Source organism: Salarchaeum sp. III (genome assembly GCF_036418315.1).
GTDB lineage: Archaea > Halobacteriota > Halobacteria > Halobacteriales > Halobacteriaceae > Salarchaeum.
In genome coordinates, this window is record NZ_JAZHPG010000027.1 from 1 (window position 1) to 22,496 (window position 22,496).

The following is a 22,496-nucleotide window of genomic DNA, read 5'->3' on the forward strand; positions in this document are numbered from 1 at the left end:
GGCTACGGTACGCCCGGAAGCGAACACACAGCCTCCGGTCCTCGCCCACGTCGGGGAGCGGAGACGCACCAGTAGACGTGCGTATAACTGGTGGGACGGTGAACGGCAAGGGTCACCAGCCGATTGCTGGCGACTGATTGCTGGGAGTCCACATCAAAGCCCCATCACCAGAACTCTCTGATTTCTGGTTAGCAGTCAGAACGCGACGCGTTCTGACGACACCCTCAAGGACCGAGGCGCGTATGCGCCGAGGGAGTAGGGTGGGGTAGTTTACGACTGTGATGAGTTGAGGACCGTGGTTTGGGAGGGCAGGGGCCCCCAGAACGAGCATCGGTCGCCCCTTCTCCGAGAGCGGATCGGTCCCCCAAATGATGTCGCCTCGTTCGAGGTCTTCGAACGCCGTCACTGTACCTCTTCCATTTCGTCGGTCTGAAGTTCGGTGAGCTGTTCCTCGCCGTATTGTTCGGCTGCTGTCTCGTGGTGCTGATGGAGTCGGTAGACAGCTTGGAGCCGTTCCTCGTCGTCCGTGATTGCCCAGTACGGGCGCTTGTGCCGCACGAGTCCCCGTTCCTTCAGCCGTGAGAGGATGGCACTAACAGCGTCGGTCTCCAGGTCGAGTCGCTCGGCGATCGTTGCGGCCTTCCACGCCCGGTCGTCGTGCTCGTCGAGGAACAGCACGATTCGTTCGGTGTCAGTCCGCTCCTCGAATTCGTCGGCGTCGGCGTTCTCAAATTCTTCGATATCGATGGTACCGCTCGACATAGACGAATGTTGGGACTGTTGGAACATAGCTGTTTGGAGTGTTTGTTGTTTTGCGTAGACATGCCGCCATACAGAGAGGGTAATAGGAGTGCGCTACTGGCGTCGCGGCGCGATGCGTCTCACGGTTGCGCGTCCAGTACGTCGCGAGCGCAGGTGCGACCACCCCACACGCATCGCAAGCCGGAGGGTCGCACTCGATAGGAGTGTGTTCCCTCAGGCTGGCACAGTCGGCACAGAGCTGTTAGGTGACTAGAGCCGAGAGCGTATCGTCCTGCGCTATCTTTCTTCACAGAGGGGATACGCGAGCTATCCGGGGAAGAGGCTGTTATGGACGGGGGCGTGCCCGCCATCGGTGGAGACGCCGCTGTCGAGGAAGGAGCGGAGGGGCGGGCCGACGTTCTCGGGTTCGACCAGGAAGGCGTCGTGGCCGTGGTCGGAGTCCACGACGCGGTGCGTGACGGGGATGTCGGCGTCCTCGAACGCGGTTTCGAGCGCCTCCGACTGCTCGACGGTGAAGTGCCAGTCGCCCGTGAAGGACATGACGAGGGCTTCGCCGGTGAACGCGGCGAGCGCGTCCGCGTCGCTCTCGTAGCCGTTCGCGAGGTCGTAGTCGTCCATCGCGCGCGTGAGGTAGAGGTAGCTGTTCGCGTCGAAGCGCTCCGTGAACTGGCTCGCGTTGTAGTCGAGGTAGGATTCGACCTCGCGGTAGGGGAAGAACCCGCTCGCGGGGTCGCTGGGGAAGCGGTCGCGGCCGCCCTCGCGGCCCGCGCTCCGCCGGCCGAACTTGCGCTCCATCGAGTCCTTCGAGAGGTACATCAGGTGGCCGAGTTGGCGGGCGAGCGCGAGGCCGTCGGTCGGTCCCTCGTCGCCGTAGTAGTCGCCGTCCTGCCAGTCGGGGTCGGTGGTGATGGCGCGGCGCGCAATCGCGTCGAGGCCGAGGCACTGCGCGTCGAGGCGGGCGGCGGTGGCGACGGCGGCGACCCGGTGGACGTCGTCGGGGTAGCGTTTCGCCCAGTCGAGCGCGTTCATCCCGCCGACGCTTCCGCCGACGACCGCGTGGAGGCGGCCGACGCCGAGTTCGTCCAAGAGTTGGCGCTGGGCGCGCGTCCAGTCGCCGACGGTGACGGCCGGGAAGTCGGTGCCCCAGGGTTCGCCGTCCGGGCCCTCGCTGGCGGGGCCGCTCGTGCCGTAGCAGGACCCGGGGACGTTCGCGCAGACGACGAAGTACTCGTTCGTGTCGATGGCCTTCCCGGGGCCGACCACGTCGTCCCACCACGCTCGGGCCTGTCCCGCGGTCCCCTCGGCCTCGCGCGCGCCGGACGCGACGTGCTGGCTGCCGGTGAGCGCGTGACAGACGAGCACCGCGTTGTTTCCGTCGAACTCGCCGTACGTCTCGTAGGCGACTTCGAGGTCGGGAACGGTCTCGCCGCACTGGAAGGTGAAACTCCCGAGGCTGACGGTCATAGGGCGTCGTCGAAGTCCGCGAGGATGTCGGCGGGGTCCTCGATGCCGACGGAGACGCGGACCATGTCGGGGAGGACGCCCGAGCTGCGCTGTTCGTCCTCGCTCAACTGGGCGTGCGTGGTGCTCGCGGGGTGGATGACGAGCGTCTTCGCGTCCCCGACGTTCGCGAGGAACGAGGCGAGGTTCACGCTCTCACAGAAGTCCTTCGCGGCGTCGAAGCTCCCGAGGCCGAACGTCACCATGCCGCCGTAGCCGCCGTCGAGGTAGTTGGTGGCGTTTTCGTGGGTTTCGTGGCTCTCGAGGCCGGGGTAGGACACCCAGTCCGCGGCGGGGTGGTCCTGGAGGTATTCGGCGAGGATGCGCGCGTTCTCGCTGTGGCGGTCCATCCGGAGGCCGAGCGTTTCGAGGCCCTGGAGGGTCTGCCAGGCGTCGAACGGTTTCTGGGCGTGGCCGATGCTGCGGGTGGCGCGGTGACGGGCGACGGCGGCGAAGGGGGCGTCCGGGAAGCGTTCGGTGAACCGAATCCCGTGGAACGCGGGGTTTTCACCCGCGATTTCGGGGTACTTCTCGGGATGCTGGCTCCAGTCGAAGCTTCCGTCCTCGACGACGACGCCGCCGAGCGTGGTGCCGGAGCCGTGCAGCCACTTGGTGGTGGAGTGCCAGACGATGTCCGCGCCGTGCTCGAGCGGCCGGCAGAGCGCGGGCGTGGCGAACGTGTTGTCCACGACGAGGGGGACGCCGTTGTCGTGGGCGATGTCGGCGAGGCGTTCGATGTCGACGGTGACGAGCGCGGGGTTGCCGATGGTTTCGGCGTGGACGTACGCGGTGTCGTCGTCGATGGCCTCGCGGTAGCCGTCGTAGTCGAGGGTGTCGACGAACCGGGCTTCGACGCCGCGGCGGCGGGCAGTGTGGCTGAGGTAGGCGCGGGTGCCGCCGTAGATGGCGCTCGCGGAGACGACGTTGTCGCCGGCGGAGGCGAGCGCGAAGTTCAGGGCGTCGAAACTCGCCATCCCGCTGGCGTTCGCGACGGCCGCACTGGCGCCGGCGAGGTCCGCGATGCGGTCCTCGAGCGCGGCGACCGTTGGGTTGCTGATGCGCGTGTAGATGTCCCCCTCCCCTTCGAGCGCGTAGAGGTCCGCGGCGGCGTCGGCGCTCTCGAACTCGTAGGAGGTAGTCTGATAGATGGGGGTGGCGCGCGCCCCGGTCGCGGGGTCGGGGTCGCTGCCGGCGTGGACAGTTTGGGTGTGGAAGCCCGACTCACCCTCGTCACTCATACACTACACGCATACTCCTGCACACTTCTATAACTGAGAGTTACGGCGACGCTTGCCGGTTAGAGTGACACCAGCCCCACACCCGCGACGGGAGTGTCAATATGTGCCCCCGGATGTCGCCAAAGAATACAACACGTTCAATATGTCGTGAACTGTAGATATCCCTAATGAAGGGACGGACGCTGCTCTCACAGCCACGGTCGAGCCGTCTCGATAAATCCGACGTACACGACGTCCTCCGGAACGACCGGCGGCGCCACGTCATCGAATACCTGCGGGACCGCGACGGCGAGACGACCGCGCGCGAACTCTCCGAGTACATCGCCGAACAGGAGAGCGGGGAGTCCCCGCCGCCGCGGAACGTCCGCCAATCCGTCTACGTCACGCTCCAGCAGACGCACCTCCCGAAGCTCGCGGAGCTCGACATCGTCGAGTACGACGAGAACGAGAAAACCGTCGTCCTCTCCGACCACGCGGCGGACGTCAGCATCTACCTCGAAGTCGTCCCGAAATACGGTCTCTCCTGGAGCGAGTTCTACGCGGGGCTGAGCGTGCTCGGTATCCTGCTCGTGCTCGCCACCGAAGTCGGCGTTCCCTTCCTCAACTACGTCTCCCCCGCTTACTGGGCGATTTTCACATTCTGCCTCATCATCGCGTGCGCGGTCTACCAGACGTACGCACAGGAGAGTTCCGTGTTCCACCGCGTCCGCGAGTAACCCCTCCTAGTCTTCCCCGGTGTAACCGTACGGGCTATACGACTTGCGTCCCAGAGTTCGCACGTGACGGAACGACGTGAACGAGTCGCGCTCGCCGCGGTCGTCTTCGCGACACTGTTCGCACAAGTCCTCCTCTACCCGGGAATCCCCGACCTCGTGGACGCGCTCGGCGCGAGCACGAGCATCGACGCGAGCACGTGGTTCCTCGGCGCCGAGTTCGCGGCGTTCGTCGCGTTCGCCGGCGTCTGGGGTGCGGTGAGCGACCGAACCGGCCGCCGCGTTCCCTACATCACCGCGGGCGCGGTCGGCGGCGCCGTCTGTTACGCCGTGCTCGCCGCGACCGCCGGAACGCTCTCCTTCCCGGCGCTCGTCGCGCTCCGCGTCCTCCAGGGCGCGCTCACCGTCGGCGCGTTCAGCCTCGCCATCACGATGCTCGCCGACCTCTCCAGCGAGCGCGGGAAGAACATGGGCGCCGCCGGTCTCGCAATCGGCCTCGGCACCGCGCTCGGCGCGCCCGTCGGCGGCCAGCTCACCGACATGAATCCCGTGCTCCCGCTCTGGGCGGGCGCGCTCTCCCTCGGCCTGGCCGGCGTGCTCGCATCCCTCGTCACCGACCGCGCGCCCGACCGCGCTGCGTCCGCGCTCGACGCGCTCCGCACGCTCAGGCGGCGTCCCGCGCTCGCCGTTCCCTACACGTTCGGGTTCGTCGACCGATTCACCGCGGGGTTCTTCGCGCTCGTCGGCACCTACTACTTCCGGGACGCGTTCGGACTGGACGGCGCCGCCACCGGCCTCACGCTCGCGATGTTCTTCGCGCCGTTCGCCCTCCTCCAGTATCCGTTCGGCCGACTATCGGACAGAATCGGCCGCACCCTCCCGATCGCCGGCGGGTCCGCGCTCTACGGAATCGTCGTCGCCGCCGTCGGCCTCGCACCCACCCTGCTCTCCGCCCGTGCGGGCATGGTCGCGGTCGGCGTGCTCGGCGCGCTGATGGCGCCCGCGACGATGGCGCTGGTCGCCGACCTCACACGGGGGAACGAACGCGGCGTCGGGATGGCGGGGTTCAACGCCGCCGGCAGCCTCGGGTTCCTCGTCGGCATCGTCGGCGGAAGCTACGTCGCCGACGAGTACGGCTATCAAGAAGCATTCCTCGCAGCGGGCGGCGCCGAACTCGTCCTCGCCGCCATCGCGCTACCCGCCCTCATTCGGCTCGGCCGCTGACCGGTCTGCCGACTCCTCTCGCTACTGGCGGAGGTGGTCGCGCGCCGCGTCCAATGCCGCGGTGGTGTCCACGTCGACGCCGACCGCGTCGAAGGACTCGCCGATGGTGCGAATCCCGCGGAGGACGTGCTCGCTCGTCAGGTTCCCCATATTGCTCACGCGGAATATCTGGCCGCCCAGGTGGGCCTGTCCGCCGCTGATGGAGACGCCGCGCTCGCCGATTTCGTTCATGAACCCCTCGGGGCTCCCGTACACTTCGTCGGGGAGGCTGACGGCGGTGAGCGTGTTCGAGTACGTCGAGTGCTCGTTCAGGTCGGGGAAGAGGTCGAGGCCCATCGCCTCGAACGCGCTCCGGAACGCCGCGGACTGCCGGCGGTGGCGGGCGATACGCTCGCCCATCCCCTCGTGGCGGATCTCCTCCACGGCGACCGCGAGCCCGCGGAAGAGCGGGACGGCGCTCGTGAACGGCGTCTGATGGCTATCCGCCTTCCGGAGGTGCCAGTCGAGGTCCTCGTAGAACGGCGCGTCCTCGCCCGCGAGGTGGGATTCGGCGCGCTTCGAGACGTAGAGCGCGCTCACGCCTGGCGGGCCGGCGAGCGCCTTCTGCCCGTCCGTGATGGCGATGTCGACGTACCAGTCGTCCATCCGGAACTCGTCGCCGCCGATGGACGTGACGCCGTCCACGACGTACCGCGCGTCGTGCTCCGCCGCGAGTTCGCCGACCGCCTCGACGGGGTTGAGGAGGCCCGTGCTCGTCTCGTTGTGCACCATCGTCACCACCGCGGTGTCGTCGGAGACGGCGTCCGCGACAGCGTCGACATCGACGGGACTCCCCCAGTCGAACTCGACGCGCGTCACGTCCGCGTGGCGGTCCGCGATGCGGGCGAACCGCCGACCGAACTTCCCGTTCACTATCGCGACGACCTCGTCGTCCTCGTCCGCGAGGTTCGCGACCGCGGCCTCCATCCCCATCGTCGCCGTGCCGTTCAGGACAAGGCTCGTCCCACCAGCCGACGTCTCGGCTTCGTCCAGCGTGGAGCGCTCGAACACGTAGTCGAGTCCGTCCTGCGCGCGCTCGTAGACGGCCTCGAACTCGCTGGAGCGATGCGACACCATCGGATCCGACATCGCCGCACGGACGTCGTCCGACAGCGGTACCGGCCCCGGGTTCAGGAGGAGAAAGTCCTCTCGCATACCCGTGGATTGGGCGGACGCGGGTTAAGCGTCGTGGGTCCGTGCAACTAGTGCCGGCGAGCGGGCGGCCCCGCCATTTACGCCGCCCCCCGTCGTACCCCGAACCATGTCAGACGCGGCGTTCGAGGACCTGGAGGGAGCCGCGGACCTCGACCCCGAGAACCCCTACATCACGGACCCGAAAACGGAGTTCGCGGACGTTGCCGACCTCACCGAGAGCGAGGCCGAAGAACAGGTCGCATACCTCCGGGAGGCCGTGCGGTTCCACGACTACCGGTACTACGTGCTGAACGACCCCGTCATCTCCGACCGCGCGTACGACCGGTTGTTCGAGCGCCTGCAGGAACTCGAGGACGCGTTCGACCTCCAGACCGAGGACTCGCCCACGCAGCGCGTCGGCGGCGAACCCCTCGACGAACTCGGAACGGTCGAGCACGTCGCGCCGATGCTGTCCATCGATTCGAGCGGTGATGTCGAGGACGTGCGGGACTTCGACGAGCGCGTCCGGCGGAACGTCGACGACGACGTGCAGTACGTCTGCGAGCCGAAGTTCGACGGCCTGTCCATCGAAATCGTCTACGAGGACGGCCGGTACGTTCGCGCCGCGACCCGGGGCGACGGCCAGACGGGGGAGGACGTGACGGAGAACGTCCGCACCATCGAGAGCGTTCCCTCCCGGTTGCGGGGCGACCACCCCGGCTTTCTCGCCGTCCGCGGCGAGGTGTACATGCCGCGAGACGCGTTCCAGGAGCACAACAAGGAGCGCGTCCAAGCGGGCGAGGAGCCGTTCGCGAACCCGCGGAACGCCGCCGCCGGAACGCTCCGCCAGCTCGACCCGTCCGTGACGGCGGACCGCCCGCTCGACTGCTTCTTCTACGACATCCTCGCGGCCGGGGAGAGCGCGGAGGACGTGGCGGACGCGAACGCGTCGCGGGGCGCGCTGGGCGCGGGCAGCCTCGACACGCACTGGGGCGAGTACGAGCAGTTCCCCGATTGGGGGCTCAAGGTGAACGACCGCACTCGCCTCGTCGACGGTATCGAGGACGCAATCGCGTACCGGAACGAGCTCCAGGACGCGCGCGAGGACCTGGATTACGAGATAGACGGCGTCGTCTACAAGGTGAACTCGCGCGCGCAGTGCGCGAAGTTAGGGACGACGAGCCGACACTACCGGTGGGCGTACGCGTACAAGTTCCCCGCGCGCTCCGAGACGACCCGCATCACGGACATCGTCGTACAGGTGGGGCGGACGGGACGCCTGACGCCCGTAGCGTTGCTCGAACCCGTGGACGTGGCCGGGGTGACGGTGTCGCGTGCGAGCCTCCACAACCAGGACGAAATCGAGGAGATGGACGTGAACGTCGCGGACGAGGTGCGCGTCGAGCGCGCGGGCGAGGTCATCCCGTACGTCGATGAAGTCGTCGAGAAGCACGCGGCGGGGCACTTCGAAATGCCCGAGACGTGCCCGGTCTGCGGGAGCGAGACCGAGCGACGGGGGCCGCTACACTACTGCACGGGCGGCCTCGCGTGTCCCGCGCAACTGAAGCGCTCCGTCGAGTACTTCGCGAGCGACGACGGCCTCGACATCGAGGGGCTGGGTGCCGAGGCGGCCGAGCAGTTCGTCGAGGAAGGCCTCGTGGAGCACAGCGTCGCCGACCTCTACGACCTCACTGTCGAGGACATCGCCGAACTCGACGGCTGGGGGGAGACGAGCGCGGAAAACCTCGTCGCGGAACTGGAGGACTCCCAGAACCCGTCGCTCGCCGAGTTCCTCGCCGCCATCGGCATTCCGGAAGTCGGGCCGACGGTCGCGCGCGACCTCGCGCGGCACTTCGGCGGCCTCGACGCGGTGCTCGACGCGGACGAGGAGGAGCTACGCGAGGTCGACGGCATCGGGGAGACGGTTGCCGGCGAGATTCGGGAGTTCTTCGAGAACGAGCGGAACCGCGAGGTCATCGAGCGTCTGCGCGAACGCGGCGTCACGCCGCACGTCGAGGCGGAGGCGGTCGGGAGCGAGCTGAAGGGCCTCACGGTCGTGTTCACCGGGTCGGTCGACGGGTGGACGCGGGACGAACTCGAAGCGCTCGTCGAAGAACACGGCGGCACCGCGACGGGAAGCGTCTCCTCGAACACGGACTACCTCGTCGTCGGCGACAATCCCGGAACGACGAAGCGCGAGGACGCGGACGCGGCGGGCGTTCCCGAGCTCGCGCCCGAGGAGTTCTTCGCGTTGCTCGACGACCGCGGAGTCGACACGTAGGGGCGTTCACGGCGGTGCGGCGGCGTTCACGGGCGAGCGAACCGCCGGGGTTTCGCGCTCTCGCCCGCGCTCCTCTCAGAGCACACCGCCCGCTGGCCCCGTCATCCTACGTCAACATGTGGAGTGGTCGCGGTTTGTTGTGCGGCACGGTCGTACCGAACGCGACTACTTCGCAGTCACGCTTTTTTGGTCCAGATTTTTTGGCCAAGCGGTGCGCAGCGCGCACCCGAGGCGAAAAAAGGTGGGTGGGAAAGGACAATTCTTTATGCGCGGCAGGTGTAGCGTCGGGCACTATGGGTAAGAAGTCGAAGTCCAAGAAGAAGCGGCTGGCGAAGCTGGAGCGCCAGAACAGCCGTGTTCCGGCATGGGTTATCATGAAGACGGATCGTGACGTGCAGCGAAATCCGAAGCGCCGGAACTGGCGGCGTAGCGACACCGACGAATAATGAGCGCGAGTGATTTCGAGGAGCGGATCGTGACCGTTCCCCTCCGTGACGTGTTCGCGGAGCCGAAGCACGAGCGCGCCGGGAAGGCGATGACGCTCATCCGCGAGCACCTCGCGAAGCACTTCAGCGTGGACGAGGACGCGGTGCGTCTCGACCCCTCCATCAACGAGGCGGCGTGGGCGCGCGGACAGAAGAAGCCGCCGAGCAAGATTCGTGTTCGCGCTGCTCGCTTCACGGAGGAGGGCGAGCCTGTCGTGGAAGCGGAGTACGCGGAAGAGTAAGTCGTGTTCCGTACGTCGTTCGCGGGGTCCCCGTACGTCGGCGTGTTCGCGCGGGCGACCGATGACTGTGTCGTAGCGCGGCCTGACGTCGAGGACGACGTGGCCGCGTCGCTCGAAGACGAGTTGGAGGCACCAGTGGTTCGGACGACCGTCGGCGGGTCGTCGACCGTCGGGTCGCTGGTCGCCGGGAACAGCAACGGCCTCGTTCTGAGCGGCCGCACTCGCGACCGCGAGCGCGAGCGTCTGGAAGCGGAGACCGACCTCGCGGTCGGCGTGCTTCCGGGGCGCGTGAACGCCGCGGGGAACGTCGTGCTCGCGAACGACGAGGGCGCATACGTCCACCGAGACCTCACCGACCGCGCGGTCGATATCGTTAGGGACACACTCTCCGTTCCCGTGGAGCGCGGGACGCTCGGCGGCGTGGACACCGTCGGCACCGCGGGTGTCGCGAACGACCGCGGCGTGCTCTGCCACCCGAAATCGACCGACGAGGAACTCGACGCCGTCGAGGACGCACTCGGCGTTCCCGCGGATATCGGCACCATCAACTACGGCGCGCCGCTCGTCGGCTCCGGCCTCGTGGCGAACTCGAACGGCTACGTCGTCGGCGAGGATACGACGGGCCCGGAACTCGGCCGTATCGAGGACGCGCTCGGCTACATCTGAAAGCCCTCAGCCCGCCTCCGGCGGGCTGACCCCTTTTCATTTCCCACCACTGCCGGCGGCGGACGCAGTCGCACCCGCGAACGCGGGTGCGTACCGCGTCATAGTACTGTACTATCTGGACATTTGTTGGCGTACTGTCTAGACAGCTGTCCAGATAGAACCACCAGACGGCACAACCGTCCAGATGGAATCTCGATTCTAGCCAACTAAGATACGATACCTGACGCCGCGGACAACTATCTGGACACACCCTCCTACGGATCGCACCAGTCCCATATCACGCCAGAATTTGTTAGCCGCTGAGGATTTCAACAGAGCCTAGCTTCCACTACTTTGGACGTGGAAACCGAACGGTCTATGAGCGCGCTCGTACGTGCTGAGGGCTTTCGGAAAGATACTTCCCGCTCGCGGCCCGCTTTCTCCATATCATGAGTCTAGGAGGCGGCGGCGGTGGCGGTCGGCAGCAGCTTCAGGCGCTCTCACAGGAAATCGAAGCTATCGAGGAGGAGATCGAGGAGCTTCGCGCGGACATCGAGGCCTTGCAGACGGAGAAGACGGAGATAGACGAGGCTATCGAGGCGCTCGACCTCATCGAGACGGGGTCGACGGTGCAGGTTCCGCTCGGCGGTGACGCGTACGTGCGTGCGGAAGTCCAGGATATCGACGAGGTCGTCGTCGGTCTGGGCGGCGGGTACGCGGCCGAGCAGGACGAGGACGAGGCGGTCGACACGCTCGAGTCGAAGAAGGAGACGGTGGACGACCGCATCGACGAGGTCGAGTCCGAGGTTGCCGAGCTGGAGTCGGAGAGCCAGCAGCTCGAACAGCAGGCCCAGCAAGCCCAGCAGCAGATGATGCAGCAGCAGATGCAGGGCATGCAGGAAGGCGAGGACGAATAGGGAATGTTCGACGGGCTGAAGGAGAAGCTGGGGCGGTTCAAGTCGGACGCTGAGGAGTCCGTGGAGGACGCGGCGGAGGAAGCCGAAGCTGAGGCTGGCGAGGCGGACGCTGAGGCTGAGACCGTCGAGGAAGCCGCCGCGGAGCAATCCGCGGAGGAAGCGGCCGAGGAGACCGAACCAGCTGATTCCGAGCCCGAAGCGGAAGCGGAGGCCTCGGCGGGGTTGGCGTCGCGCGCGAAGTCGTTCGCGCGCGGACGGGTCGTCATTGACGAGGACGATCTGGAGGAACCCCTCCGGGAGCTCGAACTCGCGCTCCTGTCGAGCGACGTGGAGATGAGCGTCGTCGACGAAATTCTGGAGACGATTCGGGACGACCTCGTGGGCGAGGAGCGGAAACTCACGGAGTCCACGGGCTCCATCGTCGAGGACGCGCTGGAGGACGCGCTGCTCTCCGTGATTTCGGTGGGGCAGTTCGACTTCCTCGAGCGCATCGAGGAGTCGGAGAAGCCCGTCGTCATCATCTTCACGGGCGTGAACGGCGTGGGGAAGACGACGAGCATCGCGAAGCTCTCGGAGTACCTCGCCGACCACGGATTCTCGTCCGTGCTGGCGAACGGCGACACGTACCGGGCGGGCGCGAACGAGCAGATTCGAGAGCACGCGCGGAATCTCGACCGGAAGCTCATCGCGCACGAGCAGGGCGGCGACCCCGCGGCCGTCATCTACGACGGGGTCGAGTACGCGGAGGCGAACGACGTGGACGTGGTGCTCGGGGATACGGCGGGTCGACTGCACACGTCCGACGATCTGATGAGCCAGTTGGAGAAAATCGAGCGCGTCGTGGACCCCGACATGACTGTTTTCGTGGACGAGGCGGTCGCGGGGCAGGACGCGGTGAATCGTGCGCGCGAGTTCGACAACGCCGCCGAAATCGACGGCGCGATTCTGACGAAAGCGGACGCCGATTCGCAGGGCGGCGCAGCCATCTCGGTCTCGCACGTCACCGGGAAGCCCATTCTCTTCCTCGGGACGGGCCAGGGGTACGACGATATCGAGCGCTTCGACCCCGAGGAGCTGGTCGCGGACTTAGTCGAGAACTGAGTCGTCTTCCGTTTCCGCAGCGACGATTGTGAGCGAGAGCCGGCGGCCGTTCCGGTCGTACGCGCGCACGTCGTCGGGATTCCAGGGTGGCACGGCGACGAGGAGTCGAGCGTGGAGGTCGTCCGTCGTCGATATCGAGGGGTCGCCCTTCGGGTGGGAGAGGAAGCGTGCGTCCGTCTCCCCGGAGGGCGTGGTGAGGTCCATGCCGAACACGCGGTTGATGGAGTCCCCGGCGTTGGGGAAGTAGAAGTCGCTGAGGACGCTGGTTCCTTCGGGGATGCTGGTGAGCGCGACGCCCGCGTCGTCGTCGGTCGGCCGGAGGTCGCGGGCGGGCGTGGCGGCGAGCGACACGTCAATCGGGCGCGGGTCGGCGTCCTCGGCGAGGTCGCAGAGGACGGAGAGGAGCGCGCGGGTGGCGTACAGTGTCTGGGGCACGCCCACGGTAGGCGCGCTGGCGGGGAAAGCGCGTCGCACGCGCTCTCGGCAGAAAAAGCCTTTAACGGACGCGGCGACTACTCGTAGTCAAATGGTACTCGACGACCTGGGGAGTTCCCTGCGGGGCACCCTCGACAAACTGCGCGGGCAGTCCCGCATCTCCGAGGAGGACGTTGACGAGGTCGTCAAGGAGATTCAGCGCTCCTTGCTGCAGGCGGACGTGGACGTCAGTCTCGTGATGGACCTCTCCGACTCCATCAAGGAGCGGGCGCTGGAGGAGGAACCGCCGGGCGGGACGACGGCGCGCGACCACGTGTTGCGCATCGTCTACGAGGAACTCGTCGCGCTCGTCGGTGACTCGACGAACCTCCCGCTTGAGGAGCAGACTATCATGCTCGCGGGCCTGCAGGGGTCGGGGAAGACGACCTCGGCGGCGAAGATGGCGTGGTGGTTCTCGAAGAAGGGGCTGCGTCCCGCCGTGATTCAGACGGACACGTTCCGGCCGGGCGCGTACGATCAGGCGAAGCAGATGACGGAGCGCGCGGAAGTGGATTTCTACGGCGACCCGGACGAGGACGACCCCGTTAAAATCGCTCGTGAGGGGCTGGAGGCCACGTCTGACGCGGACGTGCAAATCGTGGACACGGCGGGCCGGCACGCGCTGGAGGACGACCTCATCGACGAAATCGAGGAGATCGAGGCCGAAGTCCAGCCGGACCGCTCGCTCCTGGTGCTCGACGCGGCCATCGGGCAGGGCGCGAAGGACCAGGCGCGACAGTTCGACGACTCCGTGGGTATCGACGGCGTCGTCATCTCGAAGCTCGACGGAACGGCGAAGGGTGGTGGCGCGCTCACCGCCGTGAACGAGACCGGGTCCACCATCGCGTTCCTCGGAACCGGGGAGACCGTGCAGGACATCGAGCGCTTCGAGCCTGACGGATTCATTTCCCGCCTCCTCGGGATGGGCGACCTGAAGCAGCTCACCGAGCGCGTCGAGCGCGCGATGGAGGAGACCGGCGAGGACGAGGAGGACTGGGACCCCGAGGACATGCTGAAGGGCGAGTTCACACTGAAGGACATGCGCCAGCAGATGAGCGCCCTGGACAACATGGGGCCGCTGTCGCAGGTGATGGACATGATTCCCGGGATGGGCGGCGGGATGATGGATCAGCTGCCGGACGACGCGATGGACGTGACGCAGGACCGGATGCGGCAGTTCGAGGTCGTGATGGACTCAATGACGGAGGAGGAACTGGAGAACCCGCGCAGCATCGGCGCGAGCCAGATTCGCCGCGTCGCGAAGGGGTCGGGCGCGGACGAGGAGACCGTTCGCGAACTCCTGGAGCAGCACAAGATGATGGCGCGCACGATGAAGCAGTTCCAGGGGATGGGGGACGGCGACATGCAGCGCATGATGAAGAAAATGGGGGGCGGTGGCGGCGGCGGTGGCATGGGCGGCATGGGGCCGTTCGGGTAAGTGACGGTCCGGGAGACGCTCGCCGACCTCGACGCGCTCGTTCTCGCGGCCGGCATCTGGTTCCTCGCGAAGTTCCTCCGGTACGCGTTCCCGCCGCTGTTCCCGGCGTTCAGCACGGAGTACGGGGTGAGCAACGCGGCGCTCGGCGTGGCGTTCACGGCGATGATGCTGGTGTACGCGCTCCTGCAGTTCCCGTCGGGCGCGCTCGCGGACCGCCTCGGCCGCGTTCCCGTCATCGCGGCGGGTGCTGTCGTCGCGGCGGCGGGCGCGCTCGCGCTCTCCGTCGACGTGCCCTACCTCGTGCTCGTCGCCGCGATGGTTCTGGTGGGCGCGGGGACGGGCGTTCACAAGACCGTCGCGGTGGGGTTGCTTTCGGCGACCTATCCCTCGCGGACGGGGCGGTCGCTCGGCGTGCTGGACACGTTCGGCGCGTTCGGCGGCGTCGTCGCGCCCGCGGCGGTGGTTCTACTGGCGGACGCGGCCGGCTGGCACGCCGTCTTCCTCCCCGCGGGACTGCTCGGCCTCGCGCTCGCCGGCCTGTTCGTCGCGCGCGTCGACGACCCCGACCGAGACGAGCAGACCACGAGCGGCGGAACGCCCGCCCGCGCGTACCTCGGGCTGTTCCGCGACGCGCGGTTCAGCGCGTTCGTCCTCGTCACTGTGGGATTCTCGTTCGCGTACAACGGCGTCGTCGCGTTCCTCCCGCTCTACCTCACGGACGCCGCGGGCGTGAGCGACGGCGTGGCGAACGCGCTCTACGCCGGATTGTTCGTCGTGAGCCTCGTGCAGCCGGTGACGGGCGAACTCGCGGACCGCTTCAGTCGGATTCGGGTCGTCGCGGGCACACTCGCGCTCGCGTCCGTCGGCCTCGGGGCGCTGCTCGTCGCCGGTGCGTCCCCGCTCGTGCTCACCTTGGGCGTCGTCGCGTTCGGCCTCGGAAGCCACGGCTTCCGGCCGGTTCGGGGCGCGTACCTCGTCGACCTCGTCCCGGAGTCGATGGCGGGCGGCGGTCTCGGCGTCGTCCGCACCATCCTGATGGGAGCGGGCGCGCTCGCCCCCGCAGTCGTCGGCGTCGTCTCCGAAGGAGTGTCGTACGTCGCCGCGTTCTCGCTCCTCCTCCTCTCGCTCGCTGCCGCCGCGGTCGTCGCGCTCTGGCTCGCACGCTCGGACTAGCCGGCCCGGTTTTTTAACCGTTCCCGCACATCTCACTGGTACATGAGCATCCGGGCGGTCGCGCGCGAGGCGTACGAGGAAGCGCTCGGCGTGCTCGCGCTCTCCGCGCTCGGCGGCCTGTTCTCCGGCGTCGTGCTCGGCGGGATGGAGCGCGAACTCACCGCCGTCCCCGGCCTCCTCGTGCTCGTTCCCGCGCTGCTCGCCACCAGGGGGAACGTCTACGGGTCGCTCGGCGCGCGCCTCGCCACCGGCCTCCATCAGGGGCTCGTCGAACCCGACCTCTCGCTCGCCGACGACCGCGTCCGTGCCGCCGTGGCCGCGGCGATGGCGAACGGCGTCGCCGTCTCCGCGGTCGCCGCCGTCCTCGGCTACGCCGTCCTGCTCGGCCTCGGCCGTCCCGCCGCACCGCTCCCCGGCTTGCTCGTCGTCGCGCTCGTCGCCGGCGTGCTGTCCGGCATCGGCCTCACCGTGGTCGTCGTCGCCGCGGTCTTCCTCGGGTATCGTCGCGGGATGAACCCGGACACGCTCGCCGGCCCCGTCGTCACGACCACCGGCGACGTCATCGGCATCGCCACCATGCTCGCTGGCGCGCGCCTCGCGATCGCGCTCGGGGTGACATAGGTGCCCGAGGACTGGACAATCCGGGGGATTATTCGCGCGACATTCCCCCTCCTCGTCGGGTTGACGCTCGTCGAACTCGCGAGCGGCCTCGTCCTCGACACGGGCCAAGAAGTGTTGACGACGTACCCGAGCCTCCTCACCTTGGTTCCCGTAACCATCGGGATGGCGGGAAACCTCGGGAGCGTGCTCGCAAGCCGGCTCTCCACCGCACTCCACCTCGGCACGCTCTCCTTCGAATCGCGGGACGACGAACTCGCCGGGAACGCCGTCGCCACCGTCGCGCTCGCGCTCACGCTCTTCCCGCTCGTCGGCGCGGGCGCGTGGGCCGTCCAGTTCGCGCTCGGCGGCCTCGTCCTCCCGCTCGCGACCGTCCTGCTCGTCGCCACCGCGAGCGGCGTCGTCCTCGCCGTCGTCGCCGTTCTCGTGGCCGCAGCTGCGACCTACGCCGCCTACCGCTTCCGCCTCGACCCCGACGACGTGGTGATTCCCGTCGTCACGAACGTCTGCGACGTGCTCGGCGTCGTCGTTCTGCTCGCCGCCGTCGAACTGTTCGTCGTGTAGAATTACGGACGAACTATTATGTCGGTCGTCGCTGCAGGAGTAGGTATGAAAACCGGCGAGGACGGCGTCTCGTACGAGGTTATCGCCGAAGGAGCGCCCCTCGGATTGCTCGTCCTCGACGAAGACGGGACCATCGAGTGGACGAACGAGGGGTACGCCGACGTGCTCGACGTTCCTCGGAAGTCCCTCATCGGCACGCCGTTCGTCGACCTCGTCGACGACGGATACTACGATCACGAGGTAGTTGAGAGGTACATAGAGGCGGTGCGAGATCTCCTCTCGTCGTCAAACGATATAGAACGCACGACGTACCTCGTCCACACGCACCGAGCAGACGAGACGCTCGTCCACCGCGTCTCCACGACCCTCCTCCCGCTCGACGACGAGGAGTTCGCGGGAACGCTGCACGCGTTCCGGGACGTGACCACGCAGATGACGTACGAGCGCGAGCTGAAGCGGCAGAACGACCGGCTCGACGAGTTCGCGAGTGTCGTCAGCCACGACCTCCGCAACCCCTTGACGGTCGCACAGGGCTACCTAGAGGTCGGCCGGGAGAACGGCGACGACGAGGCGTTCGAGCGAGTCGAACGCGCCCACGAGCGGATGGAAACCCTCATCGACGACCTCCTCTCGCTCGCGAAGAGTGGCGAACGCGTCACGGACACGACCGACGTCGACATCGACGACCTGGCGCGCGACGCCTGGTCGTCAGTCGAAACCGGTGCGGCCACCCTCGACGTCACCAACGCACTTCCGCGCATCGAAGCGGACCGCGCTCGCCTCCGCCAGCTCCTGGAGAACCTCTTCCGGAACGCGGTTGAACACGGTTCGACCGCCCCGCGAACGGAGTGCGGCGACGACCTGCTCACGGTTCGGGTCGGCGCGCTCGGTGGGGGTCGGGGGTTTTACGTCGCGGACAACGGCCCCGGCATCCCCGCGGACGAGCGCGACGCCGTCTTCGACCGGGGCTACACGACCGCCGCCGACGGCACCGGTCTCGGACTGAACATCGTGGAAACCATCGCGGACGCACACGGCTGGACGGTCGAGGCGACGGAGAGCGACGACGGCGGCGCGCGATTCGAAGTCGAGACGACCGAGCGCGTTCCGCTCTGAGTATCGGGTGATTCGGTCCTTCTTTCTCCCCCGAGTCCCTATTCCAGCGTGTGTCACTCGCGGGCCTCCTCGGCGACGTGCTCCCCCGGGTCGCGTCCATCGCGGTCTTCATCTCGCTGGGGTTGTTCGCGGCGAACCTCCTCGTCGCGTTCGGCCTCGTCGAAGCGGTGGCGGGCCTCGCGCGCTACCTCACGGGGCCGGCGAACCTCCCGGACGAGGTCGGGACGGCGATTCTCGCCACGGCGGCGAGTCCGACCGCGGGCTACGGGATGCTCGCGGAGTTCCGCGAGGAGGGATTGAGCGACGCCGCGACCCTCATCGCGGTGACGATAAACACGTTCTTCGGGTTCGTCCAGCACATCTTCACGTTCTACCTCCCGGTGCTGATTCCGATTCTCGGGCTCGAAGTCGGCGTCATGTACGTCGGCGCGCGCGCCGCCATCAGCCTCGCGATCACGCTCACGGGGATTCTCGCGGGAATGCTCCTGTTGTCGCCCCCGGAACAACTCTCTACGACGCCGAACGGACCCGAAACCGCGGACGCGACACGTCGCGAGAAACTCCGGGACGCCGGCGAGCGAACGCTCTCGAAACTGACGACCATCGTTCCCCGGCTGGCGGTCGTCTACCTCGTCGTCGCGTGGCTCACGACGAACGACTTCGCGAACGCCCGCCTGCTCGCGGAATCCGTGACGACTGCGGCCGGTGTCGGACTCCCGGACGTCCCCGCGCGCTCGCTGCTGGACGCCGTGGGTCTGCCGGCGGCCGCGGTGCCCGTCGTCGCGGTGTTCGCGGTGGACACGACGAGCGGCGCGGCGACCATCGCCCCACTGCTCGACGGAACGTTCACGCCGCGGCAGGCGGTCGCGACGATGCTCATCGGCGGTATCGTCTCCTTCGCGTTCTCCACGTTCAAGCGCTCGATTCCCTTCCAGTACGGCGTCTGGGGGCCGGAGTTCGGGTCGAAGGTCGTCGCGCTCAACACCGCACTAAAAGTCGTGTTCATCGGCGCGACGCTCGCCGTTCTGCTCGTCTAGTCCTCGATGGGCTTGCCCTCGCGGGTCTCCGGGGCGAGGTGCGCGACGAACTCGTCCACGCTCGGCTCGTCGACTTCAACCTCGACGTGGATATCGCCGAGTTCGGCCGGACTCCCCACGGAGAAGTTCACGACGCCCTGGAACGCCGCCTGCTTCTTCAGGTCGAACGAGAACCCGCCGTCGACGCGGTTGCGCTGGAACTCCGCGCGGGCGGTGTCGAGAATCTCCTGTTCGTAGAGGCGCTCACGGAACCTGTTGAGGTCGTGGGTCGTCCCTCGGACCGCGTCGTCGGTGACGGTGAGGTCGGCGTTCGGGAAGAGTTCGCGGACGGCGTCGGCGACGCGCTCCGGGACCTCAGTCGGCTGTACGGGCGCGTCGATGGTGGCGGTGACGGCGTACATTACGCGAGCAGCTCCTCGATTTCCTCCTGGAACGATTCGAGGCTGCCCGTGTTCTCGACGGTCACGTCCGCGCGCTCGATGGCTTCGTCCATCCCGAACCCGCGTTCGCGCTCGTCGCGCTCCCGCAGGCTCTCCGCCTCGGCGTTGTCGCGGCCGCGCGTCGTGATGCGTTCGTTCCGCAACTCGAAGGGCGCGTACACGTTCACGAGCAGGAAGTCGTCGCCGAACGCCTCCTCGAACACTTCGACCTCGGTTCCGGACCGGAGGCCGTCCACGAGCACGGTGTCGTTCCCGTCGAGCGCGTCGCGAATCAGGGGGAGCGAGCGGTCGGCGATGGCGGCGGGACCGCCCTCCTCGCGGAGGGCTTGTGCGATCTCGCCGTGGTGGGTGGCGGGGTCGAGGCCGCGGTCGCGGCACGCCTGCCGGATGACGTCTCCCATCGTCACCACGGGCACGCCGAGCGTTTCCGCGACGGCCGCGGCCTCGCTCTTCCCGCTCCCGGGGAGGCCGACGATACCGATGACAGTCATAGTACGAGGTAGCCGCGTCCACCCTAAAAGCACACCCCTTCGGGGAGTACGGCTTAGTGACCCGCGCAGAAAGCCGGGGGTATGCGGACCGTGGTGGCACTCGGCGGGAACGCGCTCGTGTCGGGCGGGGAAGGCAGCGTCGCGGAGATGCGAGACCACCTCGCGCGCGTCGCGCCGGAGCTCGGGACGCTCGCGGCGCGCGGGCACGACCTCGTCGTGACGCACGGGAACGGCCCGCAGGTCGGGAGCCTCCTCGCAGAACAGGAGGCAGCGGACACCGCGAGTCGGCCGCTGGACGTGCTAGTCGCGGAGACGCAGGCGCAGATTGGGACGCTCGTCGTTCGCGCGCTGAACGACGAACTCGACGCTCGGGCCGTCTCGGTGGTGACGCACGCGGTCGTCCACCCGGACGACGAGGCCTTCGCCGACCCCAGCAAGCCCGTCGGCCCCTACCTCGACGCGGAGACGGCGGCCGCGGCCGACTACCCGACTCGGGAAGTGGAGACCGAGCACGGAACCGTCCACCGCCGCGTCGTCGCCAGCCCGAAACCCCGTGAACTGCTCGAATCGGCCCAGGTCGCTGCGCTGGTGGACGACGGCACGCCCGTCGTCTGCGGCGGCGGCGGCGGAGTTCCCGTGACACGCAGCGAATCCACCGAGGGCGTCGAGGCCGTCGTGGACAAGGACTACACGGCCGAACTGCTCGCGCGGGGGACGGACGCCGACACCCTCCTGATGGTGACGGACGTGCCCTACGCCTACCGGAACTACAACACGCCGGACGAGGAACCGCTCCGGGACGTAGGTGCGGAACCGATGCGCGAGTACCTCGACGCTGGCGAGTTCGAAGCCGGGAGCATGCGGCCGAAGGTCGACGCCTGCCTCGACTTCCTCGACGCTGGCGGCGAGCGCGCGATAATCACCACCATCGACGACGCCGCGGCCGCCGTCGACGGCGACGCGGGCACTCGTATGTCGTAACCCAACGGCTTTTGTCCGCCAGCGCGTACGAAGCCCGAGGGCACGTAGCTCAGCTCGGATAGAGCGTTCGGCTTCTAACCGAACGGCCGGGGGTTCAAATCCCTCCGTGCCCGTACAGCGAGGAGCGGCGTGCCGAGCGAACCGGCGCGGAGGATTCTGAACCCAGCGAGACAGCGGACCACGTCTCGCGTCGGTTCAAATCCCTCCGTGCCCGTGTCTCTCCGTTTTTGAAAAATGAGCGGCGATGCCAGCTCGTGTCGTCCCGGAGGGGACGGGATTCGCGGGTGCGACCCACAGGTGCCCAGGCGTGTGCGCGGAGGGAGGTACGGGGCGTTACGTCATCAGTTCGGCGACTTCGTCGAAGTCGCTGCGGCAGAACGGACAGCGATAGTTCGTCTCGAACCCCGTGGTTTGTGCGACGGTGCGCGTTTCGAGTTCGTGCATGGCGATGCCGCGTTCGCACTCCGGGCAGTCGAGCTGGGGCATACGATATCACACACCTGCCAAACACTTAAAACGTGGTATGGAAGTCCGTACCACGCCCGCGGCGTGGGGGAGTTCGACACCGCACGGCCAAAAATCCATACTCGGCCCTACGAACGTTCAAGTAGGAAGGCGCGGCCAGCGAGCGGCGTGACCTGACGACCGTCGGCCGGGGGACGAAGCGAGAGCGCGGCACACTCCGGTCGAACTGATTCGCCGCCTGTCAGCCCCTAGAAGCCGTCCTCGAAGCGGAAAGTACCGTTTCGTTGGACGACCTCGCCGTCGACTTCGATGACCGAGTCCTCGCTCATGTCGACAATCATGTCCACGTGCGTCGCGGACTCGTTAGGTTCGCGGTCGTCCGGCACACACTCATCGTACGCCATGCCGACGGCGAGGTGGACGGTGTCACCCATCTTCTCGTCGAACAGCATGTTGTACGTGAACTGGTCGATGTCTCGGTTCATCCCAATGCCCAGTTCGCCGAGGTAGCGCGCGCCCTCGTCCGTGTCGAGAACGCTCGTGAGCACGTCCCGGTTCTTCGCGGCGTCGTGCTGGACGACGCGGCCATCCTCGAATTCGAGGTAGGCGTCCTCTATCTCCTGGCTCTGGTGGTAGAGCGGCAGGTCGAACCGCACGGTTCCCTCGACGCTGTCGGGGACGGGCGCGGTGAACACCTCGCCGCCGGGGAGGTTGTGCTCGCCGTGGTCGTTCAGCGTCTTCATCCCCGAGACGCTCATCGTGAGGTCCGTCTCCTCGCCCGAGCGGATGCGCACCTCGTCCGCGGGATCGAGGATTTCGACCATCTGTTCCTGGTGGCGGCGCTGGGCGTCCCAGTCCTTGTTGACGGCGTTCCACACGAACTCCTCGTACGCCTCCGTGCTCATGCCCGCGAGCTGCGCGTCCGCGGGCGTCGGGTACTGCGTGAGACACCACTGCGTGGAGAGCAGTTCGGTGCGCGCGGGCTGAATGGCGCGCTGGTAGGCGGCGTTCTGGTCGTCCGGCACGTCTGCGCGCGCGGCGACGTTATCGTGTCCGCGGATACGGATGGTCGCGTCCGTCTCGGCGAAGAGCGCCTGGAGGTGGTCGGGGTTCTCGAACTCCCCAGCCTCCCGGAGGTAGGCGCGCGCGGCGCGGTCCGCGCCGAGACTGGTGTCGCCGCCGTACAGCATGACGGGCGTCGCGCCTTCCTCGGCGAGGCGCTCATAGACGGCGACAGCGAGGTCTTCCGCCACCGGCGGCGCGGTGACGGCGACATTGTCGCCCTCCTCGATGCTGGTGGAGTGCGAGACGATGACGTCTGCGTGGTCGCGGACGCGGGGGTCCATACCGGAGACTGACGGGGGACGCGAAAACCGCTTTCGGAGTGCCGGAACCGCGAGCGTTTTCCTCCTCGGCGG

At 67.6% G+C, this 22,496-nt stretch carries 24 protein-coding genes, 1 tRNA gene and 2 pseudogenes; 17 read left to right on the top strand and 10 right to left on the bottom strand.

Annotation, left to right across the window (positions count from 1 at the left end; translation table 11 throughout):
- A pseudogene (locus tag U3A55_RS15270) lies at positions 1-137 on the top strand (RNA-guided endonuclease TnpB family protein); the annotation flags it as partial.
- 134 nt (positions 138-271) lie between these two features.
- On the opposite strand, the pseudogene U3A55_RS15275 reads toward U3A55_RS15270, so the two are convergent.
- The 4 genes and pseudogenes from U3A55_RS15275 to U3A55_RS10640 form a co-directional block, all read right to left on the bottom strand.
- Positions 272-406 (bottom strand): annotated as a pseudogene (locus tag U3A55_RS15275) (PemK-like protein); the annotation flags it as partial.
- Positions 403-762 carry a MarR family transcriptional regulator gene (locus tag U3A55_RS10630; RefSeq protein WP_330991483.1) on the bottom strand — a complete coding sequence of 120 codons (360 nt, stop codon included), beginning with the start codon at positions 760-762 and terminating at the stop codon, positions 403-405. The pseudogene U3A55_RS15275 and the gene U3A55_RS10630, both read right to left, overlap by 4 nt.
- A gap of 306 nt (positions 763-1,068) precedes the next feature.
- Complete coding sequence (metX, locus tag U3A55_RS10635) at positions 1,069-2,226, bottom strand: homoserine O-acetyltransferase MetX (RefSeq protein WP_330991484.1); 1,158 nt, start codon at positions 2,224-2,226, stop codon at positions 1,069-1,071.
- A complete protein-coding gene (locus U3A55_RS10640; RefSeq protein ID WP_330991485.1) occupies positions 2,223-3,500 on the bottom strand; it encodes an O-acetylhomoserine aminocarboxypropyltransferase/cysteine synthase family protein in 1,278 nt (425 codons plus the stop codon). The genes metX and U3A55_RS10640 overlap by 4 nt, the downstream gene beginning before the upstream one ends.
- Before the next feature lie 167 nt (positions 3,501-3,667).
- Here U3A55_RS10640 and U3A55_RS10645 point away from each other — a divergent pair, with 167 nt between their 5' ends.
- Together U3A55_RS10645 and U3A55_RS10650 are read left to right on the top strand one after the other, a co-directional pair.
- Positions 3,668-4,216 (top strand): DUF7344 domain-containing protein, encoded by a 549-nt coding sequence (locus U3A55_RS10645; RefSeq protein ID WP_330991486.1) that lies wholly within the window; start codon positions 3,668-3,670, stop codon positions 4,214-4,216.
- A 63-nt stretch (positions 4,217-4,279) separates the two neighbouring features.
- Entirely contained in the window at positions 4,280-5,437 is a 1,158-nt protein-coding gene (locus U3A55_RS10650) for an MFS transporter (protein ID WP_330991487.1), read from the top strand.
- A 21-nt stretch (positions 5,438-5,458) separates the two neighbouring features.
- On the opposite strand, the gene U3A55_RS10655 is transcribed toward U3A55_RS10650, so the two are convergent.
- A complete protein-coding gene (locus tag U3A55_RS10655) occupies positions 5,459-6,631 on the bottom strand; it encodes a pyridoxal-phosphate-dependent aminotransferase family protein (protein ID WP_330991488.1) in 1,173 nt (390 codons plus the stop codon).
- Positions 6,632-6,737: 106 nt separating this feature from the next.
- Here U3A55_RS10655 and ligA point away from each other — a divergent pair, with 106 nt between their 5' ends.
- The 6 genes from ligA to ftsY all read left to right on the top strand — a co-directional run bounded on the left by ligA (position 6,738) and on the right by ftsY (position 12,281).
- The gene (gene ligA, locus U3A55_RS10660) at positions 6,738-8,891 is read left to right on the top strand and encodes an NAD-dependent DNA ligase LigA (protein WP_330991489.1); all 2,154 of its coding nucleotides are present in this window, start codon (positions 6,738-6,740) and stop codon (positions 8,889-8,891) included.
- A 293-nt stretch (positions 8,892-9,184) separates the two neighbouring features.
- Entirely contained in the window at positions 9,185-9,337 is a 153-nt protein-coding gene (locus U3A55_RS10665; RefSeq protein WP_145845054.1) for a 50S ribosomal protein L39e, read from the top strand.
- On the top strand, positions 9,337-9,618 hold the full coding sequence (locus tag U3A55_RS10670; RefSeq protein ID WP_330991490.1) for a 50S ribosomal protein L31e: 282 nt from the start codon (positions 9,337-9,339) through the stop codon (positions 9,616-9,618). Before U3A55_RS10665 ends, U3A55_RS10670 begins: the two co-directional genes overlap by 1 nt.
- A gap of 3 nt (positions 9,619-9,621) precedes the next feature.
- The gene (locus tag U3A55_RS10675; RefSeq protein ID WP_330991491.1) at positions 9,622-10,284 is read left to right on the top strand and encodes a translation initiation factor IF-6; all 663 of its coding nucleotides are present in this window, start codon (positions 9,622-9,624) and stop codon (positions 10,282-10,284) included.
- A gap of 428 nt (positions 10,285-10,712) precedes the next feature.
- Positions 10,713-11,180, top strand: a complete 468-nt coding sequence (gene pfdA / locus U3A55_RS10680; RefSeq protein WP_330991492.1) for a prefoldin subunit alpha — start codon at positions 10,713-10,715, stop codon at positions 11,178-11,180.
- Positions 11,181-11,183: 3 nt separating this feature from the next.
- Entirely contained in the window at positions 11,184-12,281 is a 1,098-nt protein-coding gene (gene ftsY, locus U3A55_RS10685) for a signal recognition particle-docking protein FtsY (RefSeq protein ID WP_330991493.1), read from the top strand.
- Here the strand turns inward: ftsY and U3A55_RS10690 are convergent.
- Positions 12,267-12,716 (bottom strand): hypothetical protein, encoded by a 450-nt coding sequence (locus U3A55_RS10690; RefSeq protein ID WP_330991494.1) that lies wholly within the window; start codon positions 12,714-12,716, stop codon positions 12,267-12,269. The two genes, ftsY and U3A55_RS10690, sit on opposite strands and share 15 nt — an antisense overlap.
- A gap of 91 nt (positions 12,717-12,807) precedes the next feature.
- Here U3A55_RS10690 and U3A55_RS10695 point away from each other — a divergent pair, with 91 nt between their 5' ends.
- From U3A55_RS10695 to U3A55_RS10720, 6 genes are read left to right on the top strand one after another with little or no spacing between them, the layout of a single operon-like run.
- Positions 12,808-14,193: a signal recognition particle protein Srp54 gene (locus tag U3A55_RS10695; RefSeq protein WP_330991495.1), complete on the top strand. Its 1,386-nt coding sequence runs from the start codon at positions 12,808-12,810 to the stop codon at positions 14,191-14,193.
- Positions 14,194-15,366: an MFS transporter gene (locus tag U3A55_RS10700; RefSeq protein WP_330991496.1), complete on the top strand. Its 1,173-nt coding sequence runs from the start codon at positions 14,194-14,196 to the stop codon at positions 15,364-15,366.
- Positions 15,367-15,408: 42 nt separating this feature from the next.
- Complete coding sequence (locus U3A55_RS10705) at positions 15,409-15,987, top strand: magnesium transporter (RefSeq protein ID WP_330991497.1); 579 nt, start codon at positions 15,409-15,411, stop codon at positions 15,985-15,987.
- Positions 15,988-16,548: a magnesium transporter gene (locus tag U3A55_RS10710; RefSeq protein WP_330991498.1), complete on the top strand. Its 561-nt coding sequence runs from the start codon at positions 15,988-15,990 to the stop codon at positions 16,546-16,548.
- A 45-nt stretch (positions 16,549-16,593) separates the two neighbouring features.
- Positions 16,594-17,664 (top strand): PAS domain-containing sensor histidine kinase, encoded by a 1,071-nt coding sequence (locus tag U3A55_RS10715; RefSeq protein WP_330991499.1) that lies wholly within the window; start codon positions 16,594-16,596, stop codon positions 17,662-17,664.
- 50 nt (positions 17,665-17,714) lie between these two features.
- Positions 17,715-18,701 carry a hypothetical protein gene (locus tag U3A55_RS10720; protein WP_330991500.1) on the top strand — a complete coding sequence of 329 codons (987 nt, stop codon included), beginning with the start codon at positions 17,715-17,717 and terminating at the stop codon, positions 18,699-18,701.
- Here U3A55_RS10720 and U3A55_RS10725 read toward each other — a convergent pair.
- Complete coding sequence (locus U3A55_RS10725) at positions 18,698-19,102, bottom strand: RNA-binding domain-containing protein (RefSeq protein WP_330991501.1); 405 nt, start codon at positions 19,100-19,102, stop codon at positions 18,698-18,700. The genes U3A55_RS10720 and U3A55_RS10725 overlap by 4 nt on opposite strands.
- Positions 19,102-19,632 carry an AAA family ATPase gene (locus U3A55_RS10730; RefSeq protein WP_330991502.1) on the bottom strand — a complete coding sequence of 177 codons (531 nt, stop codon included), beginning with the start codon at positions 19,630-19,632 and terminating at the stop codon, positions 19,102-19,104. Before U3A55_RS10730 ends, U3A55_RS10725 begins: the two co-directional genes overlap by 1 nt.
- A gap of 81 nt (positions 19,633-19,713) precedes the next feature.
- Here U3A55_RS10730 and U3A55_RS10735 point away from each other — a divergent pair, with 81 nt between their 5' ends.
- Together U3A55_RS10735 and U3A55_RS10740 are read left to right on the top strand one after the other, a co-directional pair.
- Positions 19,714-20,613, top strand: coding sequence for an amino acid kinase family protein (locus tag U3A55_RS10735; RefSeq protein WP_330991503.1), 900 nt, complete (start codon positions 19,714-19,716; stop codon positions 20,611-20,613).
- 38 nt (positions 20,614-20,651) lie between these two features.
- Positions 20,652-20,726: transfer RNA gene (locus tag U3A55_RS10740), tRNA-Arg, on the top strand.
- Positions 20,727-20,946: 220 nt separating this feature from the next.
- Here U3A55_RS10740 and U3A55_RS10745 read toward each other — a convergent pair.
- Both U3A55_RS10745 and U3A55_RS10750 read right to left on the bottom strand, forming a co-directional pair.
- Positions 20,947-21,099 (bottom strand): hypothetical protein, encoded by a 153-nt coding sequence (locus U3A55_RS10745; protein WP_227261261.1) that lies wholly within the window; start codon positions 21,097-21,099, stop codon positions 20,947-20,949.
- A 227-nt stretch (positions 21,100-21,326) separates the two neighbouring features.
- Positions 21,327-22,424, bottom strand: a complete 1,098-nt coding sequence (locus U3A55_RS10750; RefSeq protein WP_330991504.1) for an aminopeptidase — start codon at positions 22,422-22,424, stop codon at positions 21,327-21,329.
- Positions 22,425-22,496 lie beyond the last annotated feature (72 nt).

Bases quoted from the DNA above. Each gene is read 5' to 3' on its own strand.
- U3A55_RS10645 (WP_330991486.1), top strand. From the start codon at position 3,668: ATGAAGGGACGGACGCTGCTCTCACAGCCACGGTCGAGCCGTCTCGAT.
- pfdA (WP_330991492.1), top strand. From the start codon at position 10,713: ATGAGTCTAGGAGGCGGCGGCGGTGGCGGTCGGCAGCAGCTTCAGGCG.
- U3A55_RS10735 (WP_330991503.1), top strand. From the start codon at position 19,714: ATGCGGACCGTGGTGGCACTCGGCGGGAACGCGCTCGTGTCGGGCGGG.
- U3A55_RS10640 (WP_330991485.1), bottom strand. From the start codon at position 3,500: ATGAGTGACGAGGGTGAGTCGGGCTTCCACACCCAAACTGTCCACGCC.
- U3A55_RS10750 (WP_330991504.1), bottom strand. From the start codon at position 22,424: ATGGACCCCCGCGTCCGCGACCACGCAGACGTCATCGTCTCGCACTCC.
- ftsY (WP_330991493.1), top strand. From the start codon at position 11,184: ATGTTCGACGGGCTGAAGGAGAAGCTGGGGCGGTTCAAGTCGGACGCT.
- U3A55_RS10715 (WP_330991499.1), top strand. From the start codon at position 16,594: ATGAAAACCGGCGAGGACGGCGTCTCGTACGAGGTTATCGCCGAAGGA.
- U3A55_RS10725 (WP_330991501.1), bottom strand. From the start codon at position 19,102: ATGTACGCCGTCACCGCCACCATCGACGCGCCCGTACAGCCGACTGAG.
- U3A55_RS10705 (WP_330991497.1), top strand. From the start codon at position 15,409: ATGAGCATCCGGGCGGTCGCGCGCGAGGCGTACGAGGAAGCGCTCGGC.
- U3A55_RS10630 (WP_330991483.1), bottom strand. From the start codon at position 762: ATGTCGAGCGGTACCATCGATATCGAAGAATTTGAGAACGCCGACGCC.
- U3A55_RS10745 (WP_227261261.1), bottom strand. From the start codon at position 21,099: ATGCCCCAGCTCGACTGCCCGGAGTGCGAACGCGGCATCGCCATGCAC.
- metX (WP_330991484.1), bottom strand. From the start codon at position 2,226: ATGACCGTCAGCCTCGGGAGTTTCACCTTCCAGTGCGGCGAGACCGTT.
- U3A55_RS10670 (WP_330991490.1), top strand. From the start codon at position 9,337: ATGAGCGCGAGTGATTTCGAGGAGCGGATCGTGACCGTTCCCCTCCGT.
- U3A55_RS10655 (WP_330991488.1), bottom strand. From the start codon at position 6,631: ATGCGAGAGGACTTTCTCCTCCTGAACCCGGGGCCGGTACCGCTGTCG.
- U3A55_RS10695 (WP_330991495.1), top strand. From the start codon at position 12,808: ATGGTACTCGACGACCTGGGGAGTTCCCTGCGGGGCACCCTCGACAAA.
- ligA (WP_330991489.1), top strand. From the start codon at position 6,738: ATGTCAGACGCGGCGTTCGAGGACCTGGAGGGAGCCGCGGACCTCGAC.
- U3A55_RS10730 (WP_330991502.1), bottom strand. From the start codon at position 19,632: ATGACTGTCATCGGTATCGTCGGCCTCCCCGGGAGCGGGAAGAGCGAG.
- U3A55_RS10665 (WP_145845054.1), top strand. From the start codon at position 9,185: ATGGGTAAGAAGTCGAAGTCCAAGAAGAAGCGGCTGGCGAAGCTGGAG.